Raw genomic sequence first — 26,366 nt, 5'->3', positions numbered from 1 at the left:
AGAATCACTCTCCCTTTTGGGAAAGAAAATCCCGCGTCAATTTCTTGAGGTGTTTTCTTTCTCCGGAAAGAACGAGTGTATCGTTTTCTTCAAGAACAGAGTCGGCGCCGGGGTTCAAAAATTTTTCCTGATTCTTTTTGATGATCGCGATGACCGTCACGCTGTAGTTTTGTCTGACATCCATTTCACCGAGCGTTTTGCCGACGGCTTTTGCCCCTTTTTCGACTTTGAACCATTCAATGATCAGATCATTAAACGCCATTTCAATCGATTCAAGCGTCTGCGGCTTGTAGACCATGCCGCCGAGGATCGCGGCGATCTGCCTTGCTTCGCTGTCATCAAGGGAAATGTTTGACAGGATCTCATCCGGATCGTCATCATCAAAGCGGTAGATCTCTCTTCTGCCGTCATCATGAACGACAATCGTCATTTTTTCATGGTTTCTTGTTTCAATTTCGAATTTTTTGCCAATGCCAGGCAGGTCATTTTCTTTAATATTCAATTTGATCCCTCCGAATCTATCGTTTTCCTTGACTGATCGATAACGCGCAGATCGGAAGGTTTAGGAGAGATAATTAGATTGATATTTCACAGGAATCGCGCAGGTTTTTTCAAGGAGCAAATCACCGTGTCGGACCTCGGGCTGAGGAATGAAATGAGTGATGCTCTGCGTGTAAACATTTGCGGCTTTTCCCGGCTGATGAAGAAAGCTTTTTGAAAAAGGGGGGATTTTCAAAGCGTGCGCTTCAGGCTTCGAGAGGGTTTGAGACATATGGGCCGCCTCTTCCGGAGTAAAGCCGGCGCTCTGATCCTGATGCAAGAAAGGTGTTGACAAGATGGATAAACTTAACAGAAACGTTATGATTGTTTTGATCACATTTCCCCTCCTTTTTTCACATGCTCTCTCACTTTATGATATAAAAATGACAGTGATCATTCAACTAAAAAGACTTGTTTCAGTATCAATTGATCTTGAAATGTAAAGAGATGATTTGAATTCCGCTTAAAAAAAGGTTTTGGAAAGTAAAAAGTGGAATAAATTAAGCTAACGATTTTGAAAACGCATTCAATGGAGGTGCTGTTTATGGAATTCATAACATGGAAAGACAATGGTGAAGTTTTTGAAATTGTGCTCAATCGGCCGGAGGCGTATAATTCCCTGAATGAACACATGCTTGAAGAGCTGAAAGAGGCTCTTATACTGGCGGGGGAAAGCGAAGCAAAGATCATGCTGGTCAAAGGAAGGGGAAAAGGATTTTCCGCAGGCGGCGACATTAACATGATGCTGTCTTCAACAGATGAGAATTTGTCAGAGCAGGTCATTGATACGATTTCCGATATTGCGATGATGATCTTCAGCATGCAGAAGATCACGGTTGCGGCCGTCCACGGAGCGGCGGCAGGGCTCGGATTGAGTCTTGCGCTCAGCTGTGATCATGTGCTCGCGGAAAAAGAGGCCAAGCTGGCGATGAATTTTATCGGGATCGGTCTTATTCCGGACGGCGGGGGCCACTTCTTTTTAGAGAGAAGAGTCGGTGAAACGGCTGCAAAGGACTTGATTTGGAGCGGCAAAAAATTGACGGCGGATGAAGCCCTCAAGCTGCGCCTGGTTGATGCCGTATTTCACGGAGAGCTTGACCGCCATGCCGGCGCCCATCTTGAAAAACTGCTGCAATCCCCGCTGTCCGCGATGATTGAAACGAAAAAAATATATCAAACTTTAAATGCCGGACGTCTGCAAAAAACGCTTAAGCTTGAAAAAACAGCGCAGCTCAGGATGAGGCTGACAAAAGACCATCAGGAGGGAATCCGCGCATTTTTGGAGAAGCGGAAGCCGCGGTTTAATCAGCAAGTATAGATAAGCAAGGCAGGCCGTTTTTACTGTTGTTACTTACGGGAAAAGGCACTTTTTAGTCTTGGGAGTGAGCTGAACGAGCTGATCAAAAGATTGCTAGATGAAGCATTCTGAGATGCAAAAAGACATTTTTCCCGGATAGTATTAGACGGTGGATTTTCGACGCACCGTGAAATGGAGATGACTGGGAGACCGGACAGAACCGGTTTTGGATGCTGCACAGTATGACAATCAAATCAACCGCTGTTCGTCACGGTCTGCTGTGGTCGCTTCTGCAAGTTTTCCCGCTCAATCGGGAAAACCGCCTCCGCTGTATGCCGGCAAAATGATTTATGGCTGGGGATCATCTGTCCGCAGCATATGCGATCCAAGAGGTTTGACCCCGTGAGGGGCATACAGGATGAAGAAGGACAAGCGGTTAAAGAATGGAGCATCTATCTTGCGGTTTCCATCTTTTTTATGGCGTGCGTGACATGGATGTGCTTTTTCAACCCGGCCTACCGGTTGGCTGACATGCTTCTTCGGGATGTTTGATGCTCTCATCATCTGTGTACTGACCGCAAAACGGCCTATATTTCTTTCGCAAAAGCAAAGGAACCGCTTATTTGTCCTTTATACTCGGGGCCGTCAATCTTGGAATATTCATCTTGCTGATGTGCAAGTGATTTGGCACATTCCCGGCGGCAAGCAACAAGACTGATTTCCTTGAGCGCCGCCTTTCCTTTGATCAGCTGTGGAAGACAATCATTTTACCGGACGAATGAACTACCCGGTGCGTATGTTCCGTAAATTGTTTTTCCTCGAGCAGATCTCTTCCTTTCTGTTTTGCTTCCTCCACATTCAGCGCTTCAAACCGTTCATTGAGCAGCGTTTCTCCGGACGGGGCAAATACTGTGACATAATACGTCTCCATCTCTGATTCTCCTTTCAAAATTTTGTTGGTTTGTTTAAATTTATATAAAAATCAAAAAAATCCTTTTTAAAATGATATGACTAACGTATGATTGTAAATTGGAAGGAGGATTTTTTTTTATGCTAAAAATCGATCATGTAACAAAGAAGTTCGGTTCTTTTACAGCAGTTGACAACCTGACCCTCGATATTCCCGAGAAGCAAATGTTCGGACTGCTCGGTGCAAATGGCGCAGGAAAAACGACGACGTTCCGGATGATATTAGGTCTCTTGAATGCGACAGAGGGCGCTGTGACCTGGAAAGGAAAACCGATTCATTATAGTGTCAGCAACGGGATCGGCTATCTGCCGGAGGAACGCGGACTTTACCCGAAGCTGAAAGTAAAGGACCAGCTCGTATATCTCGGCAGGCTGAAAGGCATGACAAAGCAGGGGGCCCTCAAGGAAATGGAAAAATGGCTCGAGCGGTTCCATATCACAGAGTATGCGGATAAAAGGGTTGAAGAACTTTCAAAAGGAAACCAGCAAAAAATCCAGTTCATCACCGCCGTCTTGCACAAGCCTGAACTTTTGATTCTTGATGAGCCGTTCAGCGGACTGGACCCTGTCAATGTGGAGCTCTTAAAAGACGCCGTCATTGCTTTGAAAAACGGCGGTACATCGATTGTGTTCTCCAGCCACAGGATGGAGCATGTTGAGGAGCTGTGTGAGCATGTCTGCATTTTGCAGCGCGGAAAGCCGGTCGTTCAAGGGAAATTAAAAGAAATCAAGCGTTCCTTCGGCAAAAAGAACGTGACGATTCACTCAGACGACGACTTAAGCTTTTTGAAGGAAGCAAGCGGGATTGCGAAATGGAGGGAGACTTCAGAAGGCGTCAGACTGCAAGTCGACAATGAGGAAGTTTCCCAGCAGCTGTTTTCCATGCTTCAGGGGCGCGGGTTTATCAGAAAGTTTGAACTTGAAGAGCCTTCTTTACATGATATTTTCATAGAAAAGGTAGGTGCCCGTTATGAATAAATTTTGGATCGTTCTGTTTCATACATATACAAGCAAGCTGAAAACGAAATCGTTCCTCATTTCAACTGCGATTACGCTGGCGCTTGTCATGGTCGTTACAAATTTGGGTTCAATTATTTCCCTGTTTGACAAAGACGGCGGCGAACCGGATAAAATCGCCGTCATCGATCAATCGAACCAGCTGTATGAAACGTTTGCCCAGCAGGTTAAGATTGCCGATAAAGATCATGAGCTTGAGCTGGTAAAAGCGAAGAAGTCTGAAAAAGATCTGGAAAAAGACGTCAGAGACGATAAGCTTGCCGGCATGTTAATTTTGGCAAGAGATCAACAAGGCGAACCGACCGGGACATATAAAGCGCTGGATATCGCTGATTCAACGGCTGTTTCGACAATAGAGCAGGCGCTCTCCCAAACGAAAATCGCCGTCGGAACAGCGGAATTGAATGTCCCGCCCGAAAAGCTGAACAAGCTGTTTTCACCTGTTAAAGTAAAAAGCGTCGCCTTAAAAGAAGGGGCCAAAACAGAAGAAGAGCTTCAAAAGGCGTCAGGTCTCGTATACATTGTCCTGTTTGTCATTTACATATCTGTCGTGATGTATGCTTCAATGATTGCAACTGAAGTGGCGACGGAAAAATCGTCCCGTGTCATGGAGATCCTGATTTCAAGCGTACCGCCTGTCCAGCAGATGTTTGCCAAGCTGTTCGGCATCGCTTTGCTGGGGCTGACACAGCTTGCCGTTATATGTCTTGCAGGTTATCTTTCCCTGAAGTCAAACGGTGAGACAGCAGGAGGCGCGGCGGAACAGATTAAAGGATTTTTGGACATTTCCGGCGTTCCCGTGGCAACGCTTGTCTATGGCGTGATTTTCTTAGCGCTCGGTTATTTCCTTTATGCGACGCTTGCTGCGTTTCTCGGCAGCGTCGTCAGCCGGATCGAGGATGTCCAGCAGATGATATCACCGATGATCCTGCTCGTTGTCGCCGGATTTATGATCGCGATGTTTGGATTGAGTGCACCTGATTCGCCGTTTATTACGGTGATGTCGTTCATTCCGTTTTTTGCGCCGATGATCATGTTCCTAAGGGTCGGAATGCTCGATATTCCGTTTTGGGAAGCGGCTCTCGGCATCGGGATCACCGCCGCAACGATTGTCATTCTCGCCATCATCGGGGCGAAGGTCTACAAAGGCGGCGTGCTCATGTACGGCAATGGCGGCGGTCTGAAAAACATCAGACAGGCGCTTAAGCTTTCAAAAGATCAATAAATTGAAAAAAGCAGCTTTGAAAAAAAGCTGCTTTTTCAGCTGAACAATAGAACGTGCATTCGCCTGAAAGCCGTGCTAGAATGAGGACAGAAATGTTTTATAAAGGAGCAAAAGCGTGACGAACATAACCTTTATTCATGCGGCCGACCTGCATCTGGACAGTCCGTTTCACGGCATAAGCGGGCTCCCTGAGCAGGTATACGGGCGGATTAAAAACAGTACATTTGAAAGCGCCGCAAATTTGTTCAGGCTTGCCATCGGCGAACAGGCCGATTTTATTTTGCTTGCCGGAGATCTGTTTGATGAAGCGAACCGCAGCTTAAAAGCCCAGCTGTTTTTGCGGAAGCAGTTTTTAAAGCTTCGGGAAAACGGCATACAAGTCTATGTGATCTTTGGAAACCACGATCATATGGGCGGTGAGTGGACGCCGATTGAATGGCCGGACAATGTTCATATTTTCTCTTCGGCGGGCATTGAGGAAAAATCGTTTTATAAGAACGGCCGGCTCGCCGCGAGCATATACGGGTACAGCTATCCGCAGCGCTCAGTATACGAAAACAAGGCTGCCGACATGAAAAGAACGACTGACGCCCCTTTTCATATCGGCATGATTCACGGGGCGCTTTCCGGAGAGGGCGTCCATGACCCGTACTGCCCTTTTTCGCTTCAGGACTTAAAAAACGGTCAAATGGATTATTGGGCGCTCGGCCATATACATAAAAGACAGGTGATTTCAGCCGAGCATCCGGTAGCCATTTATCCGGGAAACACGCAGTCCCGGCATATGAAGGAAACAGGTGAGAAAGGCTGCTTTCTCGTTAAAGCGGGCGGCGGTGGACTGTCTTTTGAGTTTAGACCGACGTCAGATGTCCTCTGGGAGGCCGTTCAGATCGATGTGTCAGAGACACAGCATGTAACCGATCTGATCAGCCGTATTGAAACTGTCCTCCAGACTTACAGAAGCGGAGGAACGGCCGTCTGCGTCAAAGCCATACTGGCGGGAGAAGCGCCTCCTTATTTGGCGGAAAGGCCGGGCGGCATCATTGACGAGCTGCTGGACATCTTTCGCGAGGAGGAAAAAGACGGGGAGTCGTTCATTTGGCTGGCCGCTGTCGAAGATCGTACAGAAAGCACCCTGAGTGCCATCGAAAGCGATGCTTTTTTTCAGGAGCTTACCCGTGAAATCGATGATGTTCAAAACGTTGAGCAGATTCTTGCCGATTTGGAGCGGCATGCGGTCTTCAGAAGGTACGGCAAGAAGTTTAATGAAGAAGATTTCCGCGAAATTCGCGATCAGGCGAAAAAAGTTCTGCTCCATGAGCTGAGGACGATGAAAAGATAAGGAGGGGACAGGGTGAATATTCATACTTTGCACATATACGGATATGGAAAATTTACCAATCAGACATTTCGCCTGTCATCTTCCAACCTTCACTTAATCTACGGCTTGAATGAGTCCGGCAAAACGACGCTCATGTCTTTTATTGAAAGCATGCTGTTCGGCTTTCCGAAAACAAAGCGCTATGAACCGAAAGCCGGCGGAATATACGGGGGCATGCTCGAAGCCGTGCATCCCGCAATCGGCCATATCCGCATCGAACGGACGGCGGGCAGACCTGAGAAGGTAAACGTTTTTTTGGAAGACGGCAGCACCCGGTCAGAGGATTTTCTCAAGCAGATGTTATCCAATATGGACAGGCGTCTATATAAGGCGATTTACTCATTTGATGTATTCGGCCTTCAGGAAATCCACAAATTCAACCGCGACAAAATCGGCCGGTTTTTGCTTTTTTCCAGTTTATTCGGCTCTGACGCGATTTCGAAAATGGACGCGAGCCTCGCGAAAACCCAGGAAGAGCTGTTTAAGCCGAATGGGCGGAAGCCTGAGCTCAACCGTGAGCTGGAGAATGTAAAACGGCTTTCAGAAGAGCTGAAAAAGGCAAAGGCGCGTGAAGACGATTATCACCAAATATTAAACGGCAAAAGGGCTGCCGAAGCCAAAGTCGACGAACATGAACAGCTGATCAAAGATCTGGCACGGTCCATAGCTGAAATTGAACAGGCGATCGAGATTCATCCGCTCGTTAAAGAGGAGCGGCAGCTGGCGGCCCGGCTGGAAGCCGACGGCGAAGCGGGAGACCGTTTTCCTGAAGCGGGGCTGTTCGAGCTGGAGAAATATGAATCCCATCTGCATCCAAAGGAGGCCCAGCTGAAGGCGCTTGAAGAAAAGAAGCGCGATTTGGAAAAACAGTCTGCAGCCTTTTCACCCTCAAAAGAGCATTTGCAGCATGAGGCGCAAATAGAAGAAATGCTGGCGGAATATCCGTTTTACCAGTCGCACAAAGAAAAAGTCACGGCGCTGACCGAACAGCTGAAACAAACGAATAAACGGGTCCAGGCGGGGATGACGCGGCTGCAAATAGAGAGCGAGGATGAGATCCTTAGCGCCGACACGACATACGAATATGAGTGGAAGCTGCAGGAGACGGTCCGCGCTTATCTTCAGCTGCGCGAACAAAAACGGGCTCTTGACGAACGCTTTGAGCAGGCAAGGGCTGATCTTGAGGAAGCGGAACAAGCGTATTCGGATCTTTCAAAGGAAGTGTTGCCGGAAGACATCCGCAAACAAAAGGAAGAAGCCGCCGCCCGTTTGGAATCTGCGGGCGCAAAGGCGGAGAAGCGGGAAGAGCTCATCAGGCAGCTGTCACTGCTGAAAAAGGAAAACAAACAGCGGGAAAAGAGAAGCAAACGGGCGGCGGTCATGACCGTTTTGACCGCCCTTGCCGTCTGCCTTGCGGCGCTGTTTTTCAAACAGTGGCTCCTGTCCGGTTTTATCGCTTTGGCTTCGCTTTTGTATCTCTTTTCTTCATTAAAAAAGACCGAGTCTTCCCCTGTGGCGACATTCATTCAAAAACAGCTTGAAGACATCGGCGGCACCGCTTCCGAACATGCGCCCGACCTCAAAAACCTGAGGGAAGAGCTGTGGCGGGATGACCAAAACCGACAGTTTCTCATCGCAAAACAAGGAGAGCTCAGACAGAAGGAAGCAGACTACGAACGGGCGATTCAACAATTCGAAGAATGGGAAAAGGACATGTTTCCATATCAGGAACAAGCCGATCGTTATATGAAAGAGCTGAAGCTGTCGATCGACCCGTCATTTTTGCCTGATGCGTTCGCTTTGATGAAAGAGCTCAAAGCGGACATCACAAAAAAGCGGGAGCTGGAAGAAGAACTGGCCCGTCTTCAGGAAAAGAGAGAATCGTTTGACAAGCGGGTGCTGCGGCTTGCCTCATTGCTTAGCCATCCCGAAGGAAGCGTGCAGGATTTGGTCTTCCGGCTGAAAGAAGAGCTTGATGTACAAAAAGAACTACTGCGGCAGAAGCAGGAAGTTGATTTGTCCCTCAAGCATACGCTTGAGCAGATCAAAGAATTGTCAGGAGAAGCCGAATACTTCACATCACGGCTTGCCGACTTGTATAAAAGGGCCGGGGCAACCGGCAGGGACATGTTTCTCAAGCTGGCAAAACGCGATCAGGAAAGAAAAGAATTAAAAGCGAGGCTTGGGCATATCCAAGCAGAGCTCGGCAGAAAAGACGCAAAGGTTATCCGGCTTGCATCAAATCATCCGCTTGCAGATCTGGAGGACAAACTGGCAAAAGCGAAAGATCAAAAAGCCCATACTGAAAAACAGCTCAAAGAAGAGCGGGAAAATGCGGCATTCCTCCTTGCAGAACAGCGAAGGCTTGAAGAATCAGGGACGGTTTCCGAGCTTACACATCAGGTCGAAATACAAAAAGAGCGGGTTGCTGAACTCGCGAAAAAGTGGGCTTCAGTCAAGCTGATCAGACAGGCTGTGAAAAACAGGATGGACGATCATAAAAAGATTCGTCTTCCGAAACTTTTGGAAACGGCCGAGTCTTTGCTTAAGCCGTTAACAGGCGATCGGTATGAAAAAATTTATTTTTCTGAAACAGATGATTCAATGATGGTGGTGAGCAAAGACGGAACCGTTTTTCAAGCCCACGAGCTGTCCCAGGCAACCTGTGAGCAGCTTTATTTGGCGATACGCTTCGCGCTTGCATTGTCCCATCAAAAGGACATCAATCTGCCTTTTCAGCTTGATGACAGCTTTGTTCATTTTGATCACGAAAGGTTCAAACGGGTGCTGAACATTTTAAAAGAACTGTCAGGACAAGAACAGCAAATTTTATATTTTACATGTCATGAGCATGTGAAGGAGGCTTTTCGTGACGAGGAAGTCATCCAGCTGCCTCCTGATATGAATCGAATGGTAAAAAAGGTTTTAACTAGCAATTAAGGGCATGTGATATAATGATGTTATGTAAGAAAACGGAGGGAGCTTTACAATGGCAAAAGGTATCATGCTGCACGAGGTTGGCGAACAGGTGGATTTGTACTTGCTCATCAAGTCGTCAACAAAAGGAATCGCAAGCAACGGAAAACCGTTTTTAACATTGATGCTGCAGGATCAGTCAGGCGACATCGAAGCAAAGCTTTGGGACGCGAAGCAGCAAGATGAAACGATTTATGGACCGCAAACAATCGTCAAAGTGGTCGGCGACATTCATCATTACCGGGGGCGCAACCAGCTGAAGCTGAGAAATATCAGACCTGCGGCTGAACACGAAAATGTTAAAATCGATGATTTCCTGGAAACCGCGCCGATTCCAAAAAACGAAATGATGGAGACGATCACTCAATATATTTTTGAAATGAAAAACCCGAATATCCAACGGATCACAAGGCATCTTGTCAAAAAATACGGAAAGGAATTCATCGATTTTCCGGCTGCGACGAAAAACCATCACGAGTTTGTGTCTGGATTGGCGTATCATGTGGTCTCAATGCTTAATCTCGCTAAATCGGTCGCCGATTTATATCCGACCCTTGACCGCGACCTGCTGTATGCCGGCGTCATTCTCCACGATCTCGGGAAAGTAAAAGAGCTCTCCGGCCCTGTGTCAACTACATATACTGTTGAAGGGAATCTGCTCGGCCATATTTCGATCATGGTGACAGAAATCTCAAAAGCCGCTGAAGAGCTTCAAATCGATTCTGAAGAGATCCTTATTCTTCAGCATTTGATTTTAAGCCACCACGGCAAACCGGAGTGGGGAAGCCCGAAACCGCCGATGGTCAAAGAAGCGGAAATTCTTCACTATATCGACAACCTCGACGCGAAAATCAATATGATGGACAGAGCGCTCGAACGGGTCAAGCCAGGGGAGTACACCGAGCGCGTCTTCGCTTTGGATAATCGTTCCTTTTATAAGCCTGTCTTTCATAAGTAACCGTCATAACTTGTCTTTCTTTTGCATACATTTCAGGTATATCATGTATCTGAAAAAGGGGGAAAAGCTGTGCTGTTTTTTCCGTGGTGGGTCTATCTTTGCATTGTCGGTATTATTTTCAGCGCCTATAAGCTGATGACGACGGCAAAAGAGGAAGAAAAGATCGATCAGGCTTTCATCGAAAAGGAAGGCCGGGTTTACATTGAACGGATGGAAAAAGAAAAAGAAAGACGGATGAAACAATCTCCTGGCAATCATGAAGAACAGCGTGAGACATCAGCTGAAAACAACCATTCAATCGCATAAAAAAAGCTGTCCGGCCCCGAAAGGGGAGGACAGCTTTTTTTATGCCGAATCAGCTGTTGCTGTTTGTTTGTGCAGATGACTGGCTTTGTTCGACTTGTTTTTTCAGTTCTTTATCTTTTACCTTCATGTCAGCGTCTTTGACGAGTTTGTTCATGACGGACTGAAGTTCAGTTGTATCGCTTTGTTTTTGTTCTATTAGCAGTTTTTTCAGATCGTTTTTCATGTCATCGTATTTGCCGCGTTCTTCTGTTTTCTTAATGATGTGGTAGCCCCATTGTGATTTGACAGGGCCGCTGATTTCGCCTGTTTTCAGAGCGAAGGCCGCTTTGGTGAATGATTTATCCATTTCAGTTTTGCCAAACCAGCCGAGGTCGCCGCCTTTTTCAGCAGTTCCGTCAGTTGAATACTCTTTTGCAAGGTCTTCAAATTTTTCGCCTTTTTTCAGCTTTTTCTCAACTTCTTCAGCGGTTTTCTTATCTTTGACGAGAATGTGGCTCGCGCGGATTTTGCCTTTGAGGCCGTCATAATATTCTTTCACGTCTTTGTCTGTTACTTTTATGTTATCCTTTGCGGCTTTCTGCATAAGAAGTTCATATTTGATCTGTTTTTTGACGTATTTTTCGCCTTTTTGATCAATCAGCGCGTTGATCTGGTCGCCTGCGGTTTTCTTGTATTCATTCAGTTTTTTGTCAATTTCTTTGTCTGAGGCCTTGTATTTGTCATCGAGTACTTTTTGCTGAACAAGCATGTTAAGCGCGTCCGCTCCGGCGTTTTCTTTTAATGTTTGATAAAGCTCTTCTTTTGTTACATTTCCTGCTTTTGTTTCTGCGACAACTTCAGAATCTCCCCCGCTGCACGCGCTGAGAGCCAGAAGGCTTGTCGCCGTAATCGCCGCAATTGCAATCTTCTTCATAAATGAAAACACTCCTAATCATAACAGTTTAAACTTTCCTTTGAATAGTATCATATCATATTCTGACATGCTGTAAAAAGATTTTCAAGAGAGGGGCATCCGTCTAGTCAATTTTTCTTGATCATCATACAAATATAGTGATCAAGAAAAGGAGGTCAATAACATGAGCGGAGGATACTCAAGCGGTTTTGCTTTATTAGTCGTGTTATTCATTTTATTAATCATTGTCGGTGCAGCTTACTTGTACTAAAACCGTGAAACGTAGGAAAAGAATCGCTTTTTTCGGGCGGTTCTTTTCTTTTGTGAGGAGAGCCTAATCGTTTCATGACAATCGTGCATACACTATCGTAACGACTGGGGCAGAGGAGGTGTCAATATGGGCGACGGCTATGTAGGAGGTTTCGCCGGCGGCTTTGCGCTGCTTGTGGTACTGTTCATCTTACTCATTATTATTGGTGCTTCTTGGATATGCTAACGAACAAAAGGATAGCTGCCTGATCGATGTGATCAGGCAGCTATCCTTTTACGCTGTAAAGGAAATCTCAATGAATGATGAGATCAATAAAATCAAAATAAGCACGTTAATCATCCTAAATACCTTATCCTGCCGTTCTTCAGGAATCTCTCTGACAAGGCATAAAGAGTTTGTAAGCTTGTTTATGTTAAACACAGTAAAGACCGCGAACAAGATGAAATATAAAAGGATAATAGGAGATCCCCCTCTCTGTTTCTGCTCCATACTACATTACCAAATATTTATTAAAAAAGATAGAAAATAGACTGAAAAAAAGGATTTTCCAAGTGCCTGCCGCCGCTTATTTTTGTATCAAAATATCAAAATCATCGGCTTCCTGATCGACAAAGCAATTTTTCGGCGCTTTGACCAATTTCCAGGCAAACAAAAAGTCAGGAAGACAATAGCCGAAATGAATGCTGGAAATGATGCAGAAATAGTGGGCGAAGTCCGGCATGACGGCCCCTGCATAGAAAAAAGCCGGCGTGATGACCACAAAAGGGCAGAGAAGGGAGACAAGCATCGTATTCTTTGGAATTTCTCTCCATGTTCTCATTTTCAGCCAAAAGATCTTCTTTTCTATTTTTCTCTTGCTGATAATCGGTAAAATGTGAAGGATTTTATGAGCGATAATCGCTGCAACTAAAAGACCTGCAAATAAAAGAGCGTGGTCGCCCCTCTGAACGGTTTGCGGATGAATCAGCTGCATAGCCAAATATTCGGGAATAAAAAACAAGATCATTAAACTGACCGCGGCGAGTACAAGGCGCATACCTCCATAATCTTTGATCAGATTGATGGTTTTCCAGCAACTCATAAATGACATCCTTCCGTTTCTCAAACTGTTATATGAAATCCTCAGAATAATTTACTCCTCTGCCTGAGAAAAATCAATCCTTTTTCCAAAAAAAAATCGACCATTTTTCAGAAGAAATGAGAGGAGCCTCAGAGGGAAGGGAAATCTCGATGTGGAACTTTCATCGGAAGGGATTATCGGCTAAAATAAAATAAAGGAGAGATGTGACAAATATGGATTCAATAGAACATCGTCTTGAACGGTTGGAATATTATATCAAGCTTTTGCTGAACATAGCGGATATGGATCAATATCCATACTACAAAATATTGATTGAACGGGGATTATCGGCGGAAGAAGCAAAAGAAACGGAAAAGCTGTGCGAAGAACTGGCAGAAGAGCTTGAGGCGCAAAAAGCGCAAGGATTTGTGATGTTTGACCATCTCCTTGCGCTTTTTGCAGGACAGTTAAATGAAAAACTCGAAGTGCACGAAACGATTTTCGCCCTTCACAGACAAGGTCTTTACAAACCGCTGATGAGCGAGTTCATCAGCATCATCAAACAGTACGGCTTGGATTAGTGTTTAGGGGGCTAAAAGCGGTTTATCCATCTCTATTAATTCCCCGGTTTCTTTCGCTTCTTCTTTTTTCTTCATTTTGCCGTCGTCGCTGATAAATTCATTTTCGATATTGGAAAATGATTTTTCGAAAATCTCCATGAAATCATCGCCGTAAATATGACGGATGATCGACATCATTTCGACGATTTCAGGGAATTTCCCATACAGCTGATGAAGAGGCTGGGCGCCTTTTAAAACAGCGTTCCGGGACGGATCATAAGACTCGAGGATTTTAAGAAAAACTTCCTCGCCTTTTGGAGTCAGCTGAATGTACGTGTTGCGTTTATCGTTTAATTTTTTCGAGAACTCGAGATAGCCTCTTTCCTCAAGTTTTTTTGAAAAGTTAAACGCCGTGGATACGTGCATCACACCAAACTTGGCGATTTCAGAAATTGAAGCGCCGTTCAGCTGGTAGGCAATCCACAAAATATGATGCTCGTTGATGTTTAAATCATAAGGTTTAATCCACTGCTGCCAATCCTTTTCTATCGATTTCCAAAGCGCCTTGCTTAGCTGTGCCATTCTTTGGCTGAATAAAAGGGCTTCTTTCACCGTATAGGGCTCTTCCGATCGATTCATTCACTTCACCTGCTTCTCTTTATCTTAATAATTCTATTATGCCAATAAAATAAAGATTAATAAAGATGTAAATTTACGAAATTTTTAAAAAATCGGCTTTTTCTATGAGAAATCAGCATTTTGATTAAAAAAGGAGCGTGAAAATGACCATTCACACCCCTTTTTTATAGGTTTATTTTTTTCGCTGAGTATATTAGTTTTGTAAGGTTTTCTCCAGTTGTTTGATCTTTTCTTCAATGTCAGCGAGTTCCTTTTTAAGATCCTGCTGATGGGGCTTGATTTCCTCTTTCCATTCCTGGATTGAAGATTGCAGTTCACTGCCGACGTCCTTGATGATTTCCGCGCTTTCTCTCGCTGTTTTCACGACTTGCTCTTTTAGAGCGAGTCCGTCGCTTTTCAGTCTTTTTACCGTGTCCTCAAACTTTCCGCAGTTCGCTTTGAGCTGCCTTCTCAAGTCTTTTCCTGAAGTGGGTGCGGCAAGCAGCGCCGCGACTCCTCCGATAACTCCGCCTACAAGCAGACCAGCTGCTAAAGATCGGCCTTTTGACATATACATCACCCCGATTATATTTTTGAAAGATCAGGCTTATGGCAGCCTCATCATATTTGAATGGTTGCAAGGGGCTTTCGCGGGCATCAATCCCGGGAAAACTTCTGCATAGCTTGCTTTATTTTAGCATACTTTTTAAAAAAGGAGGGAGAGGGTTGTCTGCCATCAATGCTTTTTTAACGATTTTAATTGCCGTTTTTACCGCCGGCTCTTTTTATTATTTAAGGCTGCTCGGATTTTCAGCATCTTATCCGCCGAAACGCGTTCTTAAACAAAAAGCGCTTTTTTGCGCAGGTGGTGCGGGCGTGTTGCTCCTGCTCCTCTTTTGTATCAGGCTTCTTATATAAATATCGGGCGGATTCCCCTTTTTTTGACCATATATCCGAAAAAAAACCTCTTCAAAAAAGGAGCACGCCTTTCTTAAAGAGGTTTTTGCATTATTTTACTTCTTCAGTCAGCCTTGATCGTTTCAGGATCGTCTGCACAATGGGATAGATGACAAACATGGCGATCGTGCTGATCAAAGCGGTCGGCAGCACAATGACAAAGAACAGCGTCATAAATCCCTGATTTCCCGGCAGGCCGACGATCAATAGGGCAGACGTCAGGAAAATCGTTCCTGAAATGAGCGTTCCCACAGCGGTTAATCCGGCAGCTGTCAGCGTTCTGCTGCCAAGTTTTTTCACAGCGAGAAAAGCGCCGAAAAAGATCAAAGCCGTCATCGGTTTATCAATGATGTTTGGCAGCTGTCCTCCCGGAAACGAAGTCGTTAAAGCGGAAATAATGCCGGTGACAACTCCGATGACAAGTACATTTTGGAGTTTTGGGAACAAAAGGATACCCATAAACATCATAATCAGCATCATATCTGGCTTCATCCCGTAAAAAAAGGGCGGAATCACTGCGTGCAGCGCTGCACCAATGGCGACAAATAGGGCCATTGCAACTAATTCTTTTGTTTTCATAACTATTCTCTCCTCGTCTCAGGCTCATTTTGCTGCTTTCCAATAATATGCTCGTCATTTATTGCGAAAGCTTTATAGTAGTATATCAAACTTTGGAATGGTTGGGGAAGCCTTTTTTAGCCTCTGGAAATATGAGGCGGAAGCCTAATGTTCTTCCCGGAATGTTTTCATGAAGGCGGCAAGTTTTTCGCAATCTTCAACAGAAACCGCATTGTAAATCGATGCGCGGCATCCGCCGACAGAACGGTGGCCGCCAAGGCCTGACATTCTTTCTTCTTTGGCCTTCGCGATAAATGCTTTTGTCAGTTCATCATTTTTCAGCGTGAAGGTAACGTTCATGTTTGAACGGCTGTCCTCTCTCGCATGCCCCTTGTAAAATCCGCCGCTTTCATCAATCGCTCTGTATAAAATCCCGGCTTTTTTGCGGTTGCGTTTTTCAATTTCAGCCACTCCGCCTTTTTCTTTCAGCCACTCAAGCACGAGAGACAGCATATAAATGGCAAAAGTCGGAGGGGTGTTGTAAAGCGAATTCGCTTTAGCATGTGTTGAGTATTTTAAGATTTTCGCTACCTGTTCGTTTTCTTTTGAGAGCAGGTCTTTTTTGATGATGACGACGGTTACCCCTGAAGGGCCCAGGTTTTTTTGTGCGCCGGCATAGATGATGCCGAACTTTGATACGTCGATTTTTCTGCTTAAAATGTCGCTCGACATGTCAGCTACAAGCGGAATCGGTGAGTCAGGGAACTGCTGCCACTGCGTGCCGAAAATCGTATTGTTAGATGTCAGATGAAGATACGCTCCGTCAGCCGGAATCTCCGGGACATCGGGAATATATTTGTAAGTGTCGTCTTCGCTGGTCGCAATAACCGATGTGCTTCCGAAAAGCTTGGCTTCAGCCAGGGCTTTTTCAGACCATGCTCCGGTCATGATGAAGTGCGCCGTTTTTTCCTTTGAAAGAAAGTTCATCGGAATCATTGAAAACTGGAGGCTTGCGCCGCCTTGAAGAAACAAAATCTCATAATCATCAGGAATCTCCATCAGTTCCTTTAAAAGAGCTTTCGCTTTTTGATGAACGGCGTCGTATTCTTTGCTGCGGTGGGACAGCTCCATGACGGACATCCCCGCTCCGTTGAAATCAACAAATTCGTTTTGCGCCTTTTGTAACACCTCTAAAGGCAGTGCTGCAGGTCCTGCATTAAAGTTTGTAGTACGTACCATCACAATCGCTCCCTGTCGTGTGTATAAAAAATATAAAACCATCCTATCATAAATGGTTCCCGTTATACATAAAAAATTTGAATTGTGTGAAAAAGGAGCGCCGGGATTCTTGAAGGGAAAAGGGATCGTACATATTGTGTATTTTTTTTGACAGACTTCAATACAAAGCTCGGCAAATCAAAGAGGGCGCCGGCGCTTAGCCGGTGCCCTTCAACCTCTCATGTTAAATGCTTGTTGATGGAAGAAGCGATCGATTGCAGATCTTCCGGTGTATAGTCGTCCGCATGCGTTTTCCAGACAGCTCCGAAGCCGTCTCCTTTCCCGTAGCGGGGAATAATGTGCATGTGGTAATGGAAGACGGACTGGCCCGCTTTTTCGCCATTGTTGTTCAGAAGATTTAAACCGATTGGCTCGTATTCATCTTTAATGGCTTGGGCGATTTTCGGAACCGCTTCAAAAAAATCTCTTGATATCTCAGGTGTCATTTCATATATATTGGTTTTGTGAACCTTTGGAATCACAAGGGTATGTCCTTTTGTGACTTGACTGATATCCAGAAAAGCCATTACGTGTTCATTTTCAAAGACTTTTGCACAAGGGATTTCTCCGTTTATAATTTTACAAAAAATACAATCGCTCATATTTTTCCTCCTTTTTCCACAACGGAAAGGTTATGTATAAGCATAATATTACCACAATTATTCCGGAAACACGAAAACAGGATGAACGGCTCCCGCGTTCACCCTGCATGAAGAAGGGTCGGCTTTTGCTAAAGAAATTTATACACTGCCTTTTGCAAGCACCCCATTTTTCGTCAAAATGAAGACTTGAACCGCCTGTCCATTTCCTGCGACAAACACCTCATTTGATCATCACATCTTTTTTATAGGATGTGTACCATATAAAGCAGATGCTTTCTCAATTCAGTGGATGAAAGAAATTTCTAAGCCTTTGACATGCTTTATATTCTTTTCAAACTGGACTTTCCAGGATTTTGTCTTTGACAAACACCTCATTCGCCAGAAAGATCAGCTTCCCCCTCTTCAATCATTAGATTGTCCCGATGCGTTTTCGTTTATGCGTGAAAAGCATAGGGGAAAACGTTTCAAATACCTCCTTATTTTTGGTACTATTAAGAAAAATGCAAGAAAGGAACGAACGTATGTCACTACTCTCTGTAAAAGATCTGACCGGCGGGTATACACGCAATCCGGTGCTCCGGGATGTTTCATTTGAGATTGACCGAAAGCAGATCGTCGGCTTGATCGGCTTGAACGGGGCCGGCAAAAGCACGACGATTCGCCATATTATCGGTTTGATGGAGCCGCACAAAGGATCAGTTGAACTGAACGGCAAAACGTTTGTCGAAGATCCGGAAAGCTATCGTTCACAGTTTACATTTATTCCCGAGACGCCGATTTTGTATGAAGAGCTGACGCTTAAAGAGCATTTGGAACTGACCGCGATGGCTTATGGATTGTCAAAAGAAACGTTTGAAAAAAGGCTTCCCCCGCTCTTAAAGGAGTTCAGAATGGAAAAGCGTCTAAAATGGTTTCCAGCCCATTTTTCTAAGGGAATGAAGCAGAAGGTGATGATTATGTGCGCATTTTTAGTGGAGCCTGATCTTTATATCATTGACGAACCTTTTCTTGGTCTCGACCCGCTTGCCATCAACGCTCTGCTCGAGCGGATGAATGAAGCGAAGAAAAACGGTTCCGCCGTCTTGATGTCGACGCACATACTGGCGACAGCTGAGCGTTATTGCGATTCTTTCATTATTTTACATAACGGCGAAGTGCGGGCTAAGGGAACGCTTGAAGAGCTCAGAGAACAATTTTCGATGAAGGAAGCAAGCCTTGACGATCTGTATCTTGAGCTGACGAAGGAAGAGAGCTATGAATAGCATTCAAGACATTTGGAAGGCCAGAATTGAGGAGTATATAAAAGAAACAAGATCCTATTTGAAATATATGCTCAATGACCATCTCGTCATCGTCATGATTTTTTTTATCGCAGGTGCGGCCAGCTGGTACAGCAAATGGCTGAAAGATATTCCGCAAGGATTTCCTGCCTATTGGGTGATGGCGGCCTTGTTTTCGCTCGTTTTGACAAGCTCTTACGTCAGAACGCTGTTGAAAGAAGCGGATCTTGTGTTTTTGCTGCCGCTTGAAGCAAAAATGGAGCCGTACTTGAAACAAGCCTTCCGCTTCAGCTTTGCGACGCAGCTGTTTCCGCTGATTGCGTTAATGCTCGTCTCGGCTCCGCTTTATTTTCAAACAAGCGGAAAAACATTGCCGGCGTATGCGGTTCTTTTCATTCAATTGCTTGTGGTGAAGGCCTGGAATATGGCGATGCAATGGCGGATGACGTACTTACGTGAAAAAAACATCCGGATCATCGACCAAGTCGTCCGTTTCTTCCTAAATACGCTTGTCATTTATTTTGCATTGCAGGGTTCCTACGGCTTTGCGCTCGACGTCTATGCCATCATGGCTGTGCTGATCGTGTATTTTACAGCGGCTGTAAAGAAAAAATCATTGAAATGGGAGCAGCATATCGAGGACGAAATAAGAAGGAAACAGCGGTTTTACAGGTTGGCCAATTTGTTTACAGATGTGCCGCATCTCAGAAAGCAGGCAAAAAGGAGGGCTTATCTGGATTGGCTGCTCGGATTCATCCCGTATGATCAGCGGAAGACGTTTACGTATATGTACGCGAGAGCTTTTATCAGATCGAACGACTATTTCGGGATCGTCCTCAGACTGACAGTCATTTTTGCCGTTATTATTGTTTATTTTTCAACTCATGAATGGGTGTCCGCGCTTTTGGCCGTTTTTACCGTTTTTATTACAGGCATTCAGCTGACGCCTTTATTTGACCATTTTTCACATTTGTCTCTGCAAGAGCTTTATCCCGTGAGACAAGAGGAGAGGCGAAAAAGCTTCTTTTCCTTGCTCCACATTGTACTCAGTATTCAGGCGTTGGTATTGGCGGCCGCTTGCGCCATCAAGATGCAGTGGACAGGGACGCTTGCGGGACTTGCGGGTTCAGCGCTGCTCATCTTTGTCATTTTGAAGCCGTACTTCAGCAGCAGGCTTAAAAAACATGCACGCAGGTAAATGAATCCTTTTCTTTATCCGTCAGTATGAATAAAGAAGGGGTGAAAGGCATGAATGAAAATCAGTTTTTATTAGATGAAGCCTTCCGCTGGAAAATGAGGTTTTTGCGAAAAGCATCAATGGCCGAGCGGATGTCAAAAGGTGTGCAGGAAAAGATTAACGCCCGTATTCCCGGCAAGGTTCATAAAGCTGTTACCGAAAGCGTTAAAAAAATGGTTGAAGCCACGCTGCTCGGTTCAAATTTGACGACGCACCAAAAGGAAACAGGCTCGCTTTCCTTAGGAGAAAAAGACAAGTTGGCTAAAAAAGTGATCGCTCAATATCAAAAGGCGGCCGCCGCATCCGGCATTGGCACCGGAGCGGGCGGGATCTTTCTCGGAATGGCAGATTTTCCGATTCTGCTGGGCATTAAAATGAAATGCCTGTTTGAATTGGCCTCAATTTACGGATGCAATACGAAGCGAAAAGAAGAACGGATATTTCTTCTTTATATTTTTCAGCTCGCTTTTTCAAGTGAAGCTCATCGAAAAGAGATTTTTCGCATCATTGAAAATTGGGAAACGGAAAATCGGGAAATCGATTGGCGCGCATTTCAGCAGGAGTACCGGGATTATCTTGACCTGGTTAAATTGTTTCAGCTCGTTCCGGGCTTTGGCGCGATCGTCGGCGGGACCGCCAATTATAAACTGCTCGGGCACCTCGGAGAAACGGCGAGGCATGTGTTTCATTTGAGGTTGATCAAAGAAGAAGCCGGGGAATGAACCCGGCTTTTTCTTTTTGCGTGCGGAATCAAACCTCAGCTGCTGCCGCAGAAGCTTCTCCCTGCTCCTGATAAGAAAGCGCCGCATTTGCCATCACTTTGGCGGCGATCAGCATCGCTTTTTCATGAATATCAAATTTCGGATGATGATGGGGATAGGCGTGTTGCGGATTTTCTGGGCGGGCCCCTGTAAAGAAAAAAGTCCCTTTCACATGCTGGAGATAGTAGGAAAAATCTTCTCCGCCCATCTGCAATTCGCTTTCCGCCACTCTTTCGACACCGTCCGTACGCCGGGCAATCTCCGCGAGAAACGCCGTTTCTTCCGGATGATTGCAGACGGGCGGATAGCCCCTTTCATAGGAATAGTCATAAAAAGCGCCGTGCATCAGGCAGATCCCTTTGACAACGTGTTCGATCTCCTTTTCAATGAGCGTTCGGACGTCTTCACTGAAGGAACGGGCTGTACCGATTAAAACCGCTTTATCGGCAATGACATTAAAAGAATTTTCTGCGAGAAATGATCCTGTCGAAATGACGGCCGGCTGTGTCGGATCAAGCCTGCGACTGACAATGTGCTGAAGGGCCGATACAATCTGTGAACCGATCAATACCGCATCCTTTGTTTTATGAGGCTGGGCGCCGTGCCCGCCTTTCCCGTTGATTGTAATGGTAAAGCGGTCTGCAGCTGCCATGATCGGTCCTGTTCTGTATTGCACCGTTCCGAGCGGCTCTGTTGCCCATAAATGCGTGCCGAAAATTGCGTCGACTCCGTCAAGGCAGCCGTCTTCAATCATCGGTTTCGCCCCGCCTGGTGAATATTCCTCCGCGTGCTGATGAATCATCACAAGCTTTCCTTTTAAACGGCTCGCGTTTTCGTGCAGAACTCTTGCGAGGACAAGCAGTGTGGCGGTATGGCCGTCATGGCCGCAGGCATGCATAACACCCGGGACCGCTGACCGGTAAGGAACATCTTTTTCATCCTGGATGGGAAGGGCGTCAAAGTCGGCTCGTAAAGCGATGACAGGGCCGGGCTGCCCTCCCTCGATATAAGCGAGGACGCCGCCTCCGCCGACATTTGTGCGAATCGGGATGCCGAGGGCTTCATAATAAGAAGCGATAAACGCTGCTGTTTCCTTTTCTTGAAAAGAAAGTTCAGGGTGCTGGTGGAAGTGGCGCCTCAGTGAGACCATCTCATCGTAGCGCGTCTCAAGCTGCTCACAGATTGTTTGCTTTAATGCGGCTGCGTTCAAATCAATTCCTCCCTTAAGGAATAAAGAGTTTTTATAATTTTATGACAGTTCATACCCTGTTTCAACTGGTCTGTCAGCTTTTTTATAGAAGAAATATCGCAGTGATCGCCGTGACGGTCAGCCCTATCGCGACGGGAATGAAATTGATTCTCGCCAGTTCAAAAGGATCGACTTTGCAGATGGCTGCCACTGGAATGAGCGCCCATGGAACAAGTGTACCGCCTCCGACCCAGATGGCTGAGATTTGGCCAAGCGCGGTAAGAACGGCAGGATTTCCGTCAACAGCCTCAGCAAACATTCTCGCTGCAGAGCCGGCGAGCGAGATCCCGGAAAAACCAGAGCCGTCCAGCCCTGTTACTGCCCCGGCAAACGTTAGAGCGATCGCTGCGATTTCTTTAGACAATGGTACGGAATGGGCGAAAGACAAACCGAGATCATGAACGATCCTGTTCGAGAAGCCGGGGATATCGGCCGTCAACACTTTTTCAAAACCCGCGTCTCCAAGATAAAAAAATGCGGCAATCGGAATGACGGGGGAAAAAACTTTAAACCCAAATTGGAAACCGTGAGTGAAATATTCGGTGATTTTCTCAAGGCATTGGTGCTTGTGGACGATAAAGTGGATGAGGATGAGGACGAAAACTGCCGTTCCTCCGACTAATGCGGTCGCTTCATCACCTTGAAGATCCAGCATCAGCATCAAGGCGATATCACTAAGAAAAAACATCGGGATGAGGATGGCGAGCAGTTTCTTTAAAGGTTGTAAAAGCCGCCATTCCGCTTCTTTTTTCATGGATTCTGAGCTTTTGTTGGCAAACGCACTTATATTTTGACGCTTTCTTGCCTTTTCAAACATGAGAAAGGCTGTCATTGTTGTCACAATTCCCATTATAGCGACAAGCGGGATGCTGGCTTTCATCACTTCTGTGACAGGCACTCCGGCCGCGTCGCCCGTCAATTTTGGCGCTGCCTGAATCACGAAATCTCCGGACAGGGCAAACCCGTGGCCAAAGAGATTCATCGCCGCAGCTGTGACCATCGGCGATAATCCGGCTTTAAGAGACGCCGGCAGCAGAACAGCGCCAATAAGCGCGACAGCGGGAGAAGGCCAAAAAAAAGATGAGATGATAAACATCAAAATTCCAGTGATCCAGTAGGCCAGAACAGGCCCTTTGATCATTTTGGAAACGGGGGTCATCATCGTTTCGTTGACGCCTGTTTTCGTTAAGAGTTCGCTCATGGACACGATGAAGCAAATGATAAAAATAGTCGGAAGAAGTTCCGTGCAAGCGTAGATCAAACTGTTAAAAACACCGATGACAGAAGCGCTTAATGAGTGGGTGGCACATAAAGAAACGAAAAAAATTCCGGCAAGCGAAATAAAGGTTGTGTCAAGGCGGAAAAGCATGAAGACGAGGATGGCTGCGATAAAGCCCACATACACGAAATGAATGGACGTTAATTCAAACCCCAATTTTTCATCCCCCCGTGATGATGACCTCTTACAGCTTATTCATGGGCCGGCAGAGTGTGAGGGGCGTCATTTCCTCGGAAATAAAAAAACTGCCTTCGCATTGAGGCAGTTATTCGACTGAATGATAGGAAGAAATATAGGACGGACGGGAAAAAATCGTGCCGCCTTTGTTGATTCCCGTGGAAGAATGCTGTTTGTTGTGGGCTTCGCTGAAGGATTTTGAGTTTTTCCAATCCTGAAATGCCTGCTCTGACTCCCAAAGGGTTAATACGATATACGTATCGCTTTCTTTCGGCCGCAGCACCCTGAGCGCCTTGAATCCAGGCTGTTTTTCTATTTTGCCTGCCCTGTTTTTAAAACGGGTTTCAAACAGGGATCTTCCTTCTTCTGTGACAGGAATATTGTTGAGGACGGCAAAGCCCGGCTGCTCCAATGAGCCGGATTGATCGATGATGTCGTAGCTGTGAGGTGCCTGAAAGACGCTTTTTCCGTCTGTCTCGTGGAAAAGGATCGCGGAGTCCTGCCCTTTCATAAAGAGCATTTTTTCAAGTTCATGCTGTTGGGCGATCTTTTTTAAAAAATCGACCGTTCCGTATGTAATATAAAAATTCATTTTTTCTCACCCCTTTTTTGTTAGTATAACAAAAGGGCAGTTTAAAATTCTATCGGTGATACGCACGAAAAGTCAAAACATAATTTGAAGAAAAAATTCCCATACTAGCTATAGAAAGGAATGAGGTGAATAGATGAAAAAGAGATTTTTCATTCCGATCATCATTGCAGCGACGATTGTCCTTTTATCTTTACTAGCATATATTACGATTTTATTTCTCGGTGACTATGTGATTGATGAGAAAAAATTGATTTTCAATGCTTCTTCAAAGATCGTTGATCAAAACGGGGAAGAAATCGCAAGCCTGTATTCTGAAAACCGGAGGCCCGTCTCAATCGATGAAGTGCCGGATGATGTCAAAAATGCGTTCATTGCCGTTGAAGACAGGCGTTTCTATGAACATCACGGCATCGATTTAAAATCGGTAAGCCGGGCTGTATATCGAGATATTTTAGCCGGAGGCAAAGTCGAAGGGGGGAGCACGATTACCCAGCAGCTTGCTAAAAACATTTTTTTGACTCATGACAAAACATTTTTAAGAAAAACAAAAGAAGTCATCATCGCGATTAATTTGGAGCGGGACTACAGTAAAGACAAGCTGCTGGAAATGTACCTGAACCAGCTGTACTTCGGACACGGCGTCTATGGGATTCAGGCAGCCGCCAATTATTTTTTTAATAAAGATGTAAAGGATTTAACAGTCAGCGAAGGAGCTGTTCTCGCGTCGCTTCCAAAAGCGCCGACAACCTATTCCCCCATCCTTCATCCGGACAAAAGCAGAGAGCGGCGCAACGTCATACTCGGCATGATGAATGAACAGGGGTATATCAGCTCAAAAGAAACGGTCAGGGCGCAAGGAAGCACACTGGGGCTGCATGTCAAAGAAAAATCGAAAAACCCTTGGCTTGACAGCTATATCGACCTTGTCATAAAAGAGGCGGATGATCGATATTCGATTTCAAGCGACCAGCTTCTGCGAGGCGGTTACACGATCAGCGTTCCGCTTGATGTATCCATGCAAAAAGCGGCCTACATCCTGATGAAAGAGGATGGCTATTTTCCGGGGACGGACCATCATGCCGAAGGAAGCGCCGTGTTTATCGATAACAAGACAGGCGGTGTGATCGCCGCGGTCGGCGGAAGGAATTACGTTTCAAAAGGGTACAACAGGGCGACGGCTGCCCGCCAGCCGGGGTCGACGTTTAAACCCCTTGCCGTTTACGGCCCGGCCCTTGAAGAAAAGCTGTTCAAACCTTATTCCCTCCTAGAGGATAAACAGCTTTCCTATGGCGGCTATTCGCCAAAGAATTATGATGGACAGTATCAAGGAAAAGTATCGATGGTCGATGCGTTGACGTACAGCAAAAATGCGCCCGCCGTATGGACATTGAATGAGGTCGGCGTTGAGACAGTCAAGCCGTATGTAAGCCGATTAGGGATGAACATACCAGACGAAGGACTCGCTCTGGCGCTGGGCGGACTGAAAAAAGGAGTGTCCCCCCTTCAATTGGCGGGGGCCTATCGGACATTCCCCAACTCGGGGGAATATGACGAGCCGTACTTTATCAATAAAATTGCCGATGAAAACGGGAATGTTTTATACAGGCATAAGGAAATTCCTGAAAAGGTGTTCAGCAAGCAGACGTCCTGGTATATGACGAGGATGCTTCAAGAGGTTGTAAGAAGCGGAACGGCAAAATCCGGCGAATTTTCCGGAGAAATTGCCGGAAAAACCGGTTCCACAACGTTTACCGGAATAGAGGGCGGTACAAAAGACGCGTGGTTTGCCGGCTATACCCCCGATGTGACCGGAGCGGTCTGGATGGGCTACGATAAAACAGATGCAAAGCACTATTTAAAAGGAGGAAGTTCGTACCCGACAAGACTCTATAAAGATATTTTACGGCGTTCCAATCAAAAGCCGAATACATTTGAGAAGCCCGAGGGGGTCAAAGATCTGGACAGTCCGATCCATCTGGAAGACCTGGAAAGCGCAGAGGCCGGCTATTCCTTCACGCCAATGGGACTGATCACGGTGACATTAAAATGGCAAGAGCAAGAGGATAAAAGAGCTGAATACCGAATATATGAAAGGAAAAACGGAAAAGAGAAGCTAATCGATACCGTCAAAGGGAAAGGAAGCTACGAAATCCCGTATTCCAATATATTTTCGGACGCAGCCTACAGGATTGTTCCGTATAACCCGCAGACAAAGGCGGAAGGAAAAGGAACGGATTTTATTGAGCCGAAAGTATTCCCTTCAGATCATTAGCAACTCGAAATTCATCAATTTTTTGAACAATAAGTCTCATGAGTATACCGATTC

Annotated in this window: 30 protein-coding genes; 16 read left to right on the top strand and 14 right to left on the bottom strand. The window is 45.8% G+C overall.

Translation table 11 applies throughout. From position 1 onward, the window contains the following. Nucleotides 1-4: 4 nt before the first annotated feature. A complete protein-coding gene (locus tag BTR1S_RS12265; protein ID WP_006636671.1) occupies nt 5-502 on the bottom strand; it encodes a cation:proton antiporter regulatory subunit in 498 nt (165 codons plus the stop codon). Between the two features lie 60 nt (nt 503-562). Next, a complete protein-coding gene (locus BTR1S_RS12260) occupies nt 563-877 on the bottom strand; it encodes a hypothetical protein (protein ID WP_029419039.1) in 315 nt (104 codons plus the stop codon). A gap of 207 nt (nt 878-1,084) precedes the next feature. On the opposite strand from BTR1S_RS12260, the gene BTR1S_RS12255 reads away from it, so the two are divergent. Both BTR1S_RS12255 and BTR1S_RS23290 read left to right on the top strand, forming a co-directional pair. Then, the gene (locus BTR1S_RS12255) at nt 1,085-1,858 is read left to right on the top strand and encodes an enoyl-CoA hydratase (protein WP_006636673.1); all 774 of its coding nucleotides are present in this window, start codon (nt 1,085-1,087) and stop codon (nt 1,856-1,858) included. 381 nt (nt 1,859-2,239) lie between these two features. Further along, nucleotides 2,240-2,389, top strand: a complete 150-nt coding sequence (locus BTR1S_RS23290; RefSeq protein ID WP_006636674.1) for a hypothetical protein — start codon at nt 2,240-2,242, stop codon at nt 2,387-2,389. 193 nt (nt 2,390-2,582) lie between these two features. Here the strand turns inward: BTR1S_RS23290 and BTR1S_RS12245 are convergent, their stop codons facing one another. After that, nucleotides 2,583-2,768, bottom strand: a complete 186-nt coding sequence (locus BTR1S_RS12245; protein WP_006636675.1) for a YhzD family protein — start codon at nt 2,766-2,768, stop codon at nt 2,583-2,585. 119 nt (nt 2,769-2,887) lie between these two features. Here BTR1S_RS12245 and BTR1S_RS12240 point away from each other — a divergent pair, with 119 nt between their 5' ends. The 6 genes from BTR1S_RS12240 to BTR1S_RS12215 all read left to right on the top strand — a co-directional run bounded on the left by BTR1S_RS12240 (nt 2,888) and on the right by BTR1S_RS12215 (nt 10,669). After that, nucleotides 2,888-3,784 (top strand): ABC transporter ATP-binding protein, encoded by an 897-nt coding sequence (locus tag BTR1S_RS12240; protein ID WP_006636676.1) that lies wholly within the window; start codon nt 2,888-2,890, stop codon nt 3,782-3,784. Then, entirely contained in the window at nt 3,777-5,048 is a 1,272-nt protein-coding gene (locus BTR1S_RS12235; protein ID WP_006636677.1) for an ABC transporter permease, read from the top strand. Before BTR1S_RS12240 ends, BTR1S_RS12235 begins: the two co-directional genes overlap by 8 nt. Before the next feature lie 115 nt (nt 5,049-5,163). Further along, the gene (locus tag BTR1S_RS12230) at nt 5,164-6,390 is read left to right on the top strand and encodes a metallophosphoesterase family protein (protein ID WP_029419037.1); all 1,227 of its coding nucleotides are present in this window, start codon (nt 5,164-5,166) and stop codon (nt 6,388-6,390) included. A 12-nt stretch (nt 6,391-6,402) separates the two neighbouring features. Then, nucleotides 6,403-9,369: an ATP-binding protein gene (locus BTR1S_RS12225; protein WP_029419036.1), complete on the top strand. Its 2,967-nt coding sequence runs from the start codon at nt 6,403-6,405 to the stop codon at nt 9,367-9,369. Between the two features lie 49 nt (nt 9,370-9,418). After that, nucleotides 9,419-10,363 (top strand): 3'-5' exoribonuclease YhaM, encoded by a 945-nt coding sequence (gene yhaM, locus BTR1S_RS12220; RefSeq protein WP_006636680.1) that lies wholly within the window; start codon nt 9,419-9,421, stop codon nt 10,361-10,363. 69 nt (nt 10,364-10,432) lie between these two features. Next, entirely contained in the window at nt 10,433-10,669 is a 237-nt protein-coding gene (locus BTR1S_RS12215) for a sporulation YhaL family protein (RefSeq protein WP_006636681.1), read from the top strand. Nucleotides 10,670-10,718: 49 nt separating this feature from the next. On the opposite strand, the gene BTR1S_RS12210 is transcribed toward BTR1S_RS12215, so the two are convergent. Continuing rightward, nucleotides 10,719-11,582 carry a peptidylprolyl isomerase gene (locus tag BTR1S_RS12210; RefSeq protein ID WP_006636682.1) on the bottom strand — a complete coding sequence of 288 codons (864 nt, stop codon included), beginning with the start codon at nt 11,580-11,582 and terminating at the stop codon, nt 10,719-10,721. Nucleotides 11,583-11,745: 163 nt separating this feature from the next. Between BTR1S_RS12210 and BTR1S_RS21995 the strand changes: the two genes are divergently transcribed. Both BTR1S_RS21995 and BTR1S_RS21990 read left to right on the top strand, forming a co-directional pair. Further along, the gene (locus BTR1S_RS21995) at nt 11,746-11,832 is read left to right on the top strand and encodes a YjcZ family sporulation protein (protein ID WP_003180245.1); all 87 of its coding nucleotides are present in this window, start codon (nt 11,746-11,748) and stop codon (nt 11,830-11,832) included. Between the two features lie 126 nt (nt 11,833-11,958). Then, nucleotides 11,959-12,057 (top strand): YjcZ family sporulation protein, encoded by a 99-nt coding sequence (locus tag BTR1S_RS21990; RefSeq protein ID WP_081605348.1) that lies wholly within the window; start codon nt 11,959-11,961, stop codon nt 12,055-12,057. 48 nt (nt 12,058-12,105) lie between these two features. On the opposite strand, the gene BTR1S_RS23285 is transcribed toward BTR1S_RS21990, so the two are convergent. Both BTR1S_RS23285 and BTR1S_RS12200 read right to left on the bottom strand, forming a co-directional pair. Then, entirely contained in the window at nt 12,106-12,321 is a 216-nt protein-coding gene (locus tag BTR1S_RS23285) for a hypothetical protein (protein WP_006636683.1), read from the bottom strand. Nucleotides 12,322-12,397: 76 nt separating this feature from the next. Next, on the bottom strand, nt 12,398-12,913 hold the full coding sequence (locus tag BTR1S_RS12200; RefSeq protein WP_029419035.1) for a DUF3267 domain-containing protein: 516 nt from the start codon (nt 12,911-12,913) through the stop codon (nt 12,398-12,400). A 212-nt stretch (nt 12,914-13,125) separates the two neighbouring features. Between BTR1S_RS12200 and BTR1S_RS12195 the strand changes: the two genes are divergently transcribed. Next, a complete protein-coding gene (locus BTR1S_RS12195) occupies nt 13,126-13,473 on the top strand; it encodes a YhaI family protein (protein WP_006636685.1) in 348 nt (115 codons plus the stop codon). Between the two features lie 3 nt (nt 13,474-13,476). Here BTR1S_RS12195 and BTR1S_RS12190 read toward each other — a convergent pair whose 3' ends face one another. After that, a complete protein-coding gene (locus BTR1S_RS12190; RefSeq protein ID WP_006636686.1) occupies nt 13,477-14,091 on the bottom strand; it encodes an HTH-type transcriptional regulator Hpr in 615 nt (204 codons plus the stop codon). Between the two features lie 193 nt (nt 14,092-14,284). Further along, nucleotides 14,285-14,641 (bottom strand): YtxH domain-containing protein, encoded by a 357-nt coding sequence (locus tag BTR1S_RS12185; RefSeq protein WP_006636687.1) that lies wholly within the window; start codon nt 14,639-14,641, stop codon nt 14,285-14,287. A gap of 155 nt (nt 14,642-14,796) precedes the next feature. On the opposite strand from BTR1S_RS12185, the gene yhzF reads away from it, so the two are divergent. Beyond that, the gene (yhzF, locus tag BTR1S_RS12180; protein WP_029419034.1) at nt 14,797-14,988 is read left to right on the top strand and encodes a membrane protein YhzF; all 192 of its coding nucleotides are present in this window, start codon (nt 14,797-14,799) and stop codon (nt 14,986-14,988) included. A 90-nt stretch (nt 14,989-15,078) separates the two neighbouring features. On the opposite strand, the gene BTR1S_RS12175 is transcribed toward yhzF, so the two are convergent. The 3 genes from BTR1S_RS12175 to BTR1S_RS12165 form a co-directional block, all read right to left on the bottom strand. Beyond that, nucleotides 15,079-15,606, bottom strand: a complete 528-nt coding sequence (locus tag BTR1S_RS12175; protein ID WP_006636689.1) for a tryptophan transporter — start codon at nt 15,604-15,606, stop codon at nt 15,079-15,081. Between the two features lie 144 nt (nt 15,607-15,750). After that, nucleotides 15,751-16,824 (bottom strand): 3-phosphoserine/phosphohydroxythreonine transaminase, encoded by a 1,074-nt coding sequence (gene serC / locus BTR1S_RS12170; protein WP_029419033.1) that lies wholly within the window; start codon nt 16,822-16,824, stop codon nt 15,751-15,753. 218 nt (nt 16,825-17,042) lie between these two features. Continuing rightward, nucleotides 17,043-17,465, bottom strand: coding sequence for an HIT family protein (locus tag BTR1S_RS12165; RefSeq protein WP_006636691.1), 423 nt, complete (start codon nt 17,463-17,465; stop codon nt 17,043-17,045). 521 nt (nt 17,466-17,986) lie between these two features. On the opposite strand from BTR1S_RS12165, the gene BTR1S_RS12160 reads away from it, so the two are divergent. From BTR1S_RS12160 to BTR1S_RS12150, 3 genes are read left to right on the top strand one after another with little or no spacing between them, the layout of a single operon-like run. Further along, nucleotides 17,987-18,727 (top strand): ABC transporter ATP-binding protein, encoded by a 741-nt coding sequence (locus BTR1S_RS12160; protein ID WP_006636692.1) that lies wholly within the window; start codon nt 17,987-17,989, stop codon nt 18,725-18,727. Continuing rightward, nucleotides 18,720-19,943, top strand: coding sequence for an ABC transporter permease (locus BTR1S_RS12155; RefSeq protein WP_029419032.1), 1,224 nt, complete (start codon nt 18,720-18,722; stop codon nt 19,941-19,943). The genes BTR1S_RS12160 and BTR1S_RS12155 overlap by 8 nt, the downstream gene beginning before the upstream one ends. A 50-nt stretch (nt 19,944-19,993) precedes the next feature. Then, entirely contained in the window at nt 19,994-20,704 is a 711-nt protein-coding gene (locus tag BTR1S_RS12150) for an EcsC family protein (RefSeq protein WP_029419031.1), read from the top strand. 28 nt (nt 20,705-20,732) lie between these two features. Here the strand turns inward: BTR1S_RS12150 and BTR1S_RS12145 are convergent, their stop codons facing one another. The 3 genes from BTR1S_RS12145 to BTR1S_RS12135 form a co-directional block, all read right to left on the bottom strand. Next, nucleotides 20,733-21,893 (bottom strand): M20 family metallopeptidase, encoded by a 1,161-nt coding sequence (locus BTR1S_RS12145; protein ID WP_373870163.1) that lies wholly within the window; start codon nt 21,891-21,893, stop codon nt 20,733-20,735. Nucleotides 21,894-22,035: 142 nt separating this feature from the next. Further along, nucleotides 22,036-23,427, bottom strand: a complete 1,392-nt coding sequence (locus BTR1S_RS12140; RefSeq protein WP_029419030.1) for a hypothetical protein — start codon at nt 23,425-23,427, stop codon at nt 22,036-22,038. Between the two features lie 109 nt (nt 23,428-23,536). Beyond that, the gene (locus BTR1S_RS12135; RefSeq protein ID WP_006636697.1) at nt 23,537-24,040 is read right to left on the bottom strand and encodes an antibiotic biosynthesis monooxygenase family protein; all 504 of its coding nucleotides are present in this window, start codon (nt 24,038-24,040) and stop codon (nt 23,537-23,539) included. Between the two features lie 133 nt (nt 24,041-24,173). Between BTR1S_RS12135 and BTR1S_RS12130 the strand changes: the two genes are divergently transcribed. Beyond that, nucleotides 24,174-26,312, top strand: coding sequence for a transglycosylase domain-containing protein (locus tag BTR1S_RS12130; RefSeq protein WP_029419029.1), 2,139 nt, complete (start codon nt 24,174-24,176; stop codon nt 26,310-26,312). The last annotated feature ends 54 nt before the right edge of the window (nt 26,313-26,366 follow it).

The sequence above is a fragment of the Bacillus sonorensis NBRC 101234 = KCTC 13918 genome, from assembly GCF_001592005.1.
Lineage (GTDB): Bacteria > Bacillota > Bacilli > Bacillales > Bacillaceae > Bacillus > Bacillus sonorensis.
The sequence above is the reverse complement of the archived record's forward strand: the minus strand, read 5'-3'. Positions and strand labels throughout refer to the sequence as shown.

Excerpts from the sequence above, each read along its gene's own strand:
- BTR1S_RS12150 (WP_029419031.1), top strand. The coding sequence starts at position 19,994 with ATGAATGAAAATCAGTTTTTATTAGATGAAGCCTTCCGCTGGAAAATG.
- BTR1S_RS12145 (WP_373870163.1), bottom strand. The coding sequence starts at position 21,893 with ATGGTCTCACTGAGGCGCCACTTCCACCAGCACCCTGAACTTTCTTTT.
- BTR1S_RS12210 (WP_006636682.1), bottom strand. The coding sequence starts at position 11,582 with ATGAAGAAGATTGCAATTGCGGCGATTACGGCGACAAGCCTTCTGGCT.
- BTR1S_RS12185 (WP_006636687.1), bottom strand. The coding sequence starts at position 14,641 with ATGTCAAAAGGCCGATCTTTAGCAGCTGGTCTGCTTGTAGGCGGAGTT.
- BTR1S_RS12240 (WP_006636676.1), top strand. The coding sequence starts at position 2,888 with ATGCTAAAAATCGATCATGTAACAAAGAAGTTCGGTTCTTTTACAGCA.
- BTR1S_RS12130 (WP_029419029.1), top strand. The coding sequence starts at position 24,174 with ATGAAAAAGAGATTTTTCATTCCGATCATCATTGCAGCGACGATTGTC.
- BTR1S_RS12190 (WP_006636686.1), bottom strand. The coding sequence starts at position 14,091 with ATGAATCGATCGGAAGAGCCCTATACGGTGAAAGAAGCCCTTTTATTC.
- yhaM (WP_006636680.1), top strand. The coding sequence starts at position 9,419 with ATGGCAAAAGGTATCATGCTGCACGAGGTTGGCGAACAGGTGGATTTG.
- BTR1S_RS21990 (WP_081605348.1), top strand. The coding sequence starts at position 11,959 with ATGGGCGACGGCTATGTAGGAGGTTTCGCCGGCGGCTTTGCGCTGCTT.
- BTR1S_RS12195 (WP_006636685.1), top strand. The coding sequence starts at position 13,126 with ATGGATTCAATAGAACATCGTCTTGAACGGTTGGAATATTATATCAAG.
- serC (WP_029419033.1), bottom strand. The coding sequence starts at position 16,824 with ATGGTACGTACTACAAACTTTAATGCAGGACCTGCAGCACTGCCTTTA.
- BTR1S_RS12135 (WP_006636697.1), bottom strand. The coding sequence starts at position 24,040 with ATGAATTTTTATATTACATACGGAACGGTCGATTTTTTAAAAAAGATC.
- BTR1S_RS23285 (WP_006636683.1), bottom strand. The coding sequence starts at position 12,321 with ATGGAGCAGAAACAGAGAGGGGGATCTCCTATTATCCTTTTATATTTC.
- BTR1S_RS12200 (WP_029419035.1), bottom strand. The coding sequence starts at position 12,913 with ATGAGTTGCTGGAAAACCATCAATCTGATCAAAGATTATGGAGGTATG.
- BTR1S_RS12245 (WP_006636675.1), bottom strand. The coding sequence starts at position 2,768 with ATGGAGACGTATTATGTCACAGTATTTGCCCCGTCCGGAGAAACGCTG.
- BTR1S_RS21995 (WP_003180245.1), top strand. The coding sequence starts at position 11,746 with ATGAGCGGAGGATACTCAAGCGGTTTTGCTTTATTAGTCGTGTTATTC.
- BTR1S_RS12165 (WP_006636691.1), bottom strand. The coding sequence starts at position 17,465 with ATGAGCGATTGTATTTTTTGTAAAATTATAAACGGAGAAATCCCTTGT.
- BTR1S_RS12155 (WP_029419032.1), top strand. The coding sequence starts at position 18,720 with ATGAATAGCATTCAAGACATTTGGAAGGCCAGAATTGAGGAGTATATA.
- BTR1S_RS12160 (WP_006636692.1), top strand. The coding sequence starts at position 17,987 with ATGTCACTACTCTCTGTAAAAGATCTGACCGGCGGGTATACACGCAAT.
- BTR1S_RS12255 (WP_006636673.1), top strand. The coding sequence starts at position 1,085 with ATGGAATTCATAACATGGAAAGACAATGGTGAAGTTTTTGAAATTGTG.
- BTR1S_RS12235 (WP_006636677.1), top strand. The coding sequence starts at position 3,777 with ATGAATAAATTTTGGATCGTTCTGTTTCATACATATACAAGCAAGCTG.
- BTR1S_RS12175 (WP_006636689.1), bottom strand. The coding sequence starts at position 15,606 with ATGAAAACAAAAGAATTAGTTGCAATGGCCCTATTTGTCGCCATTGGT.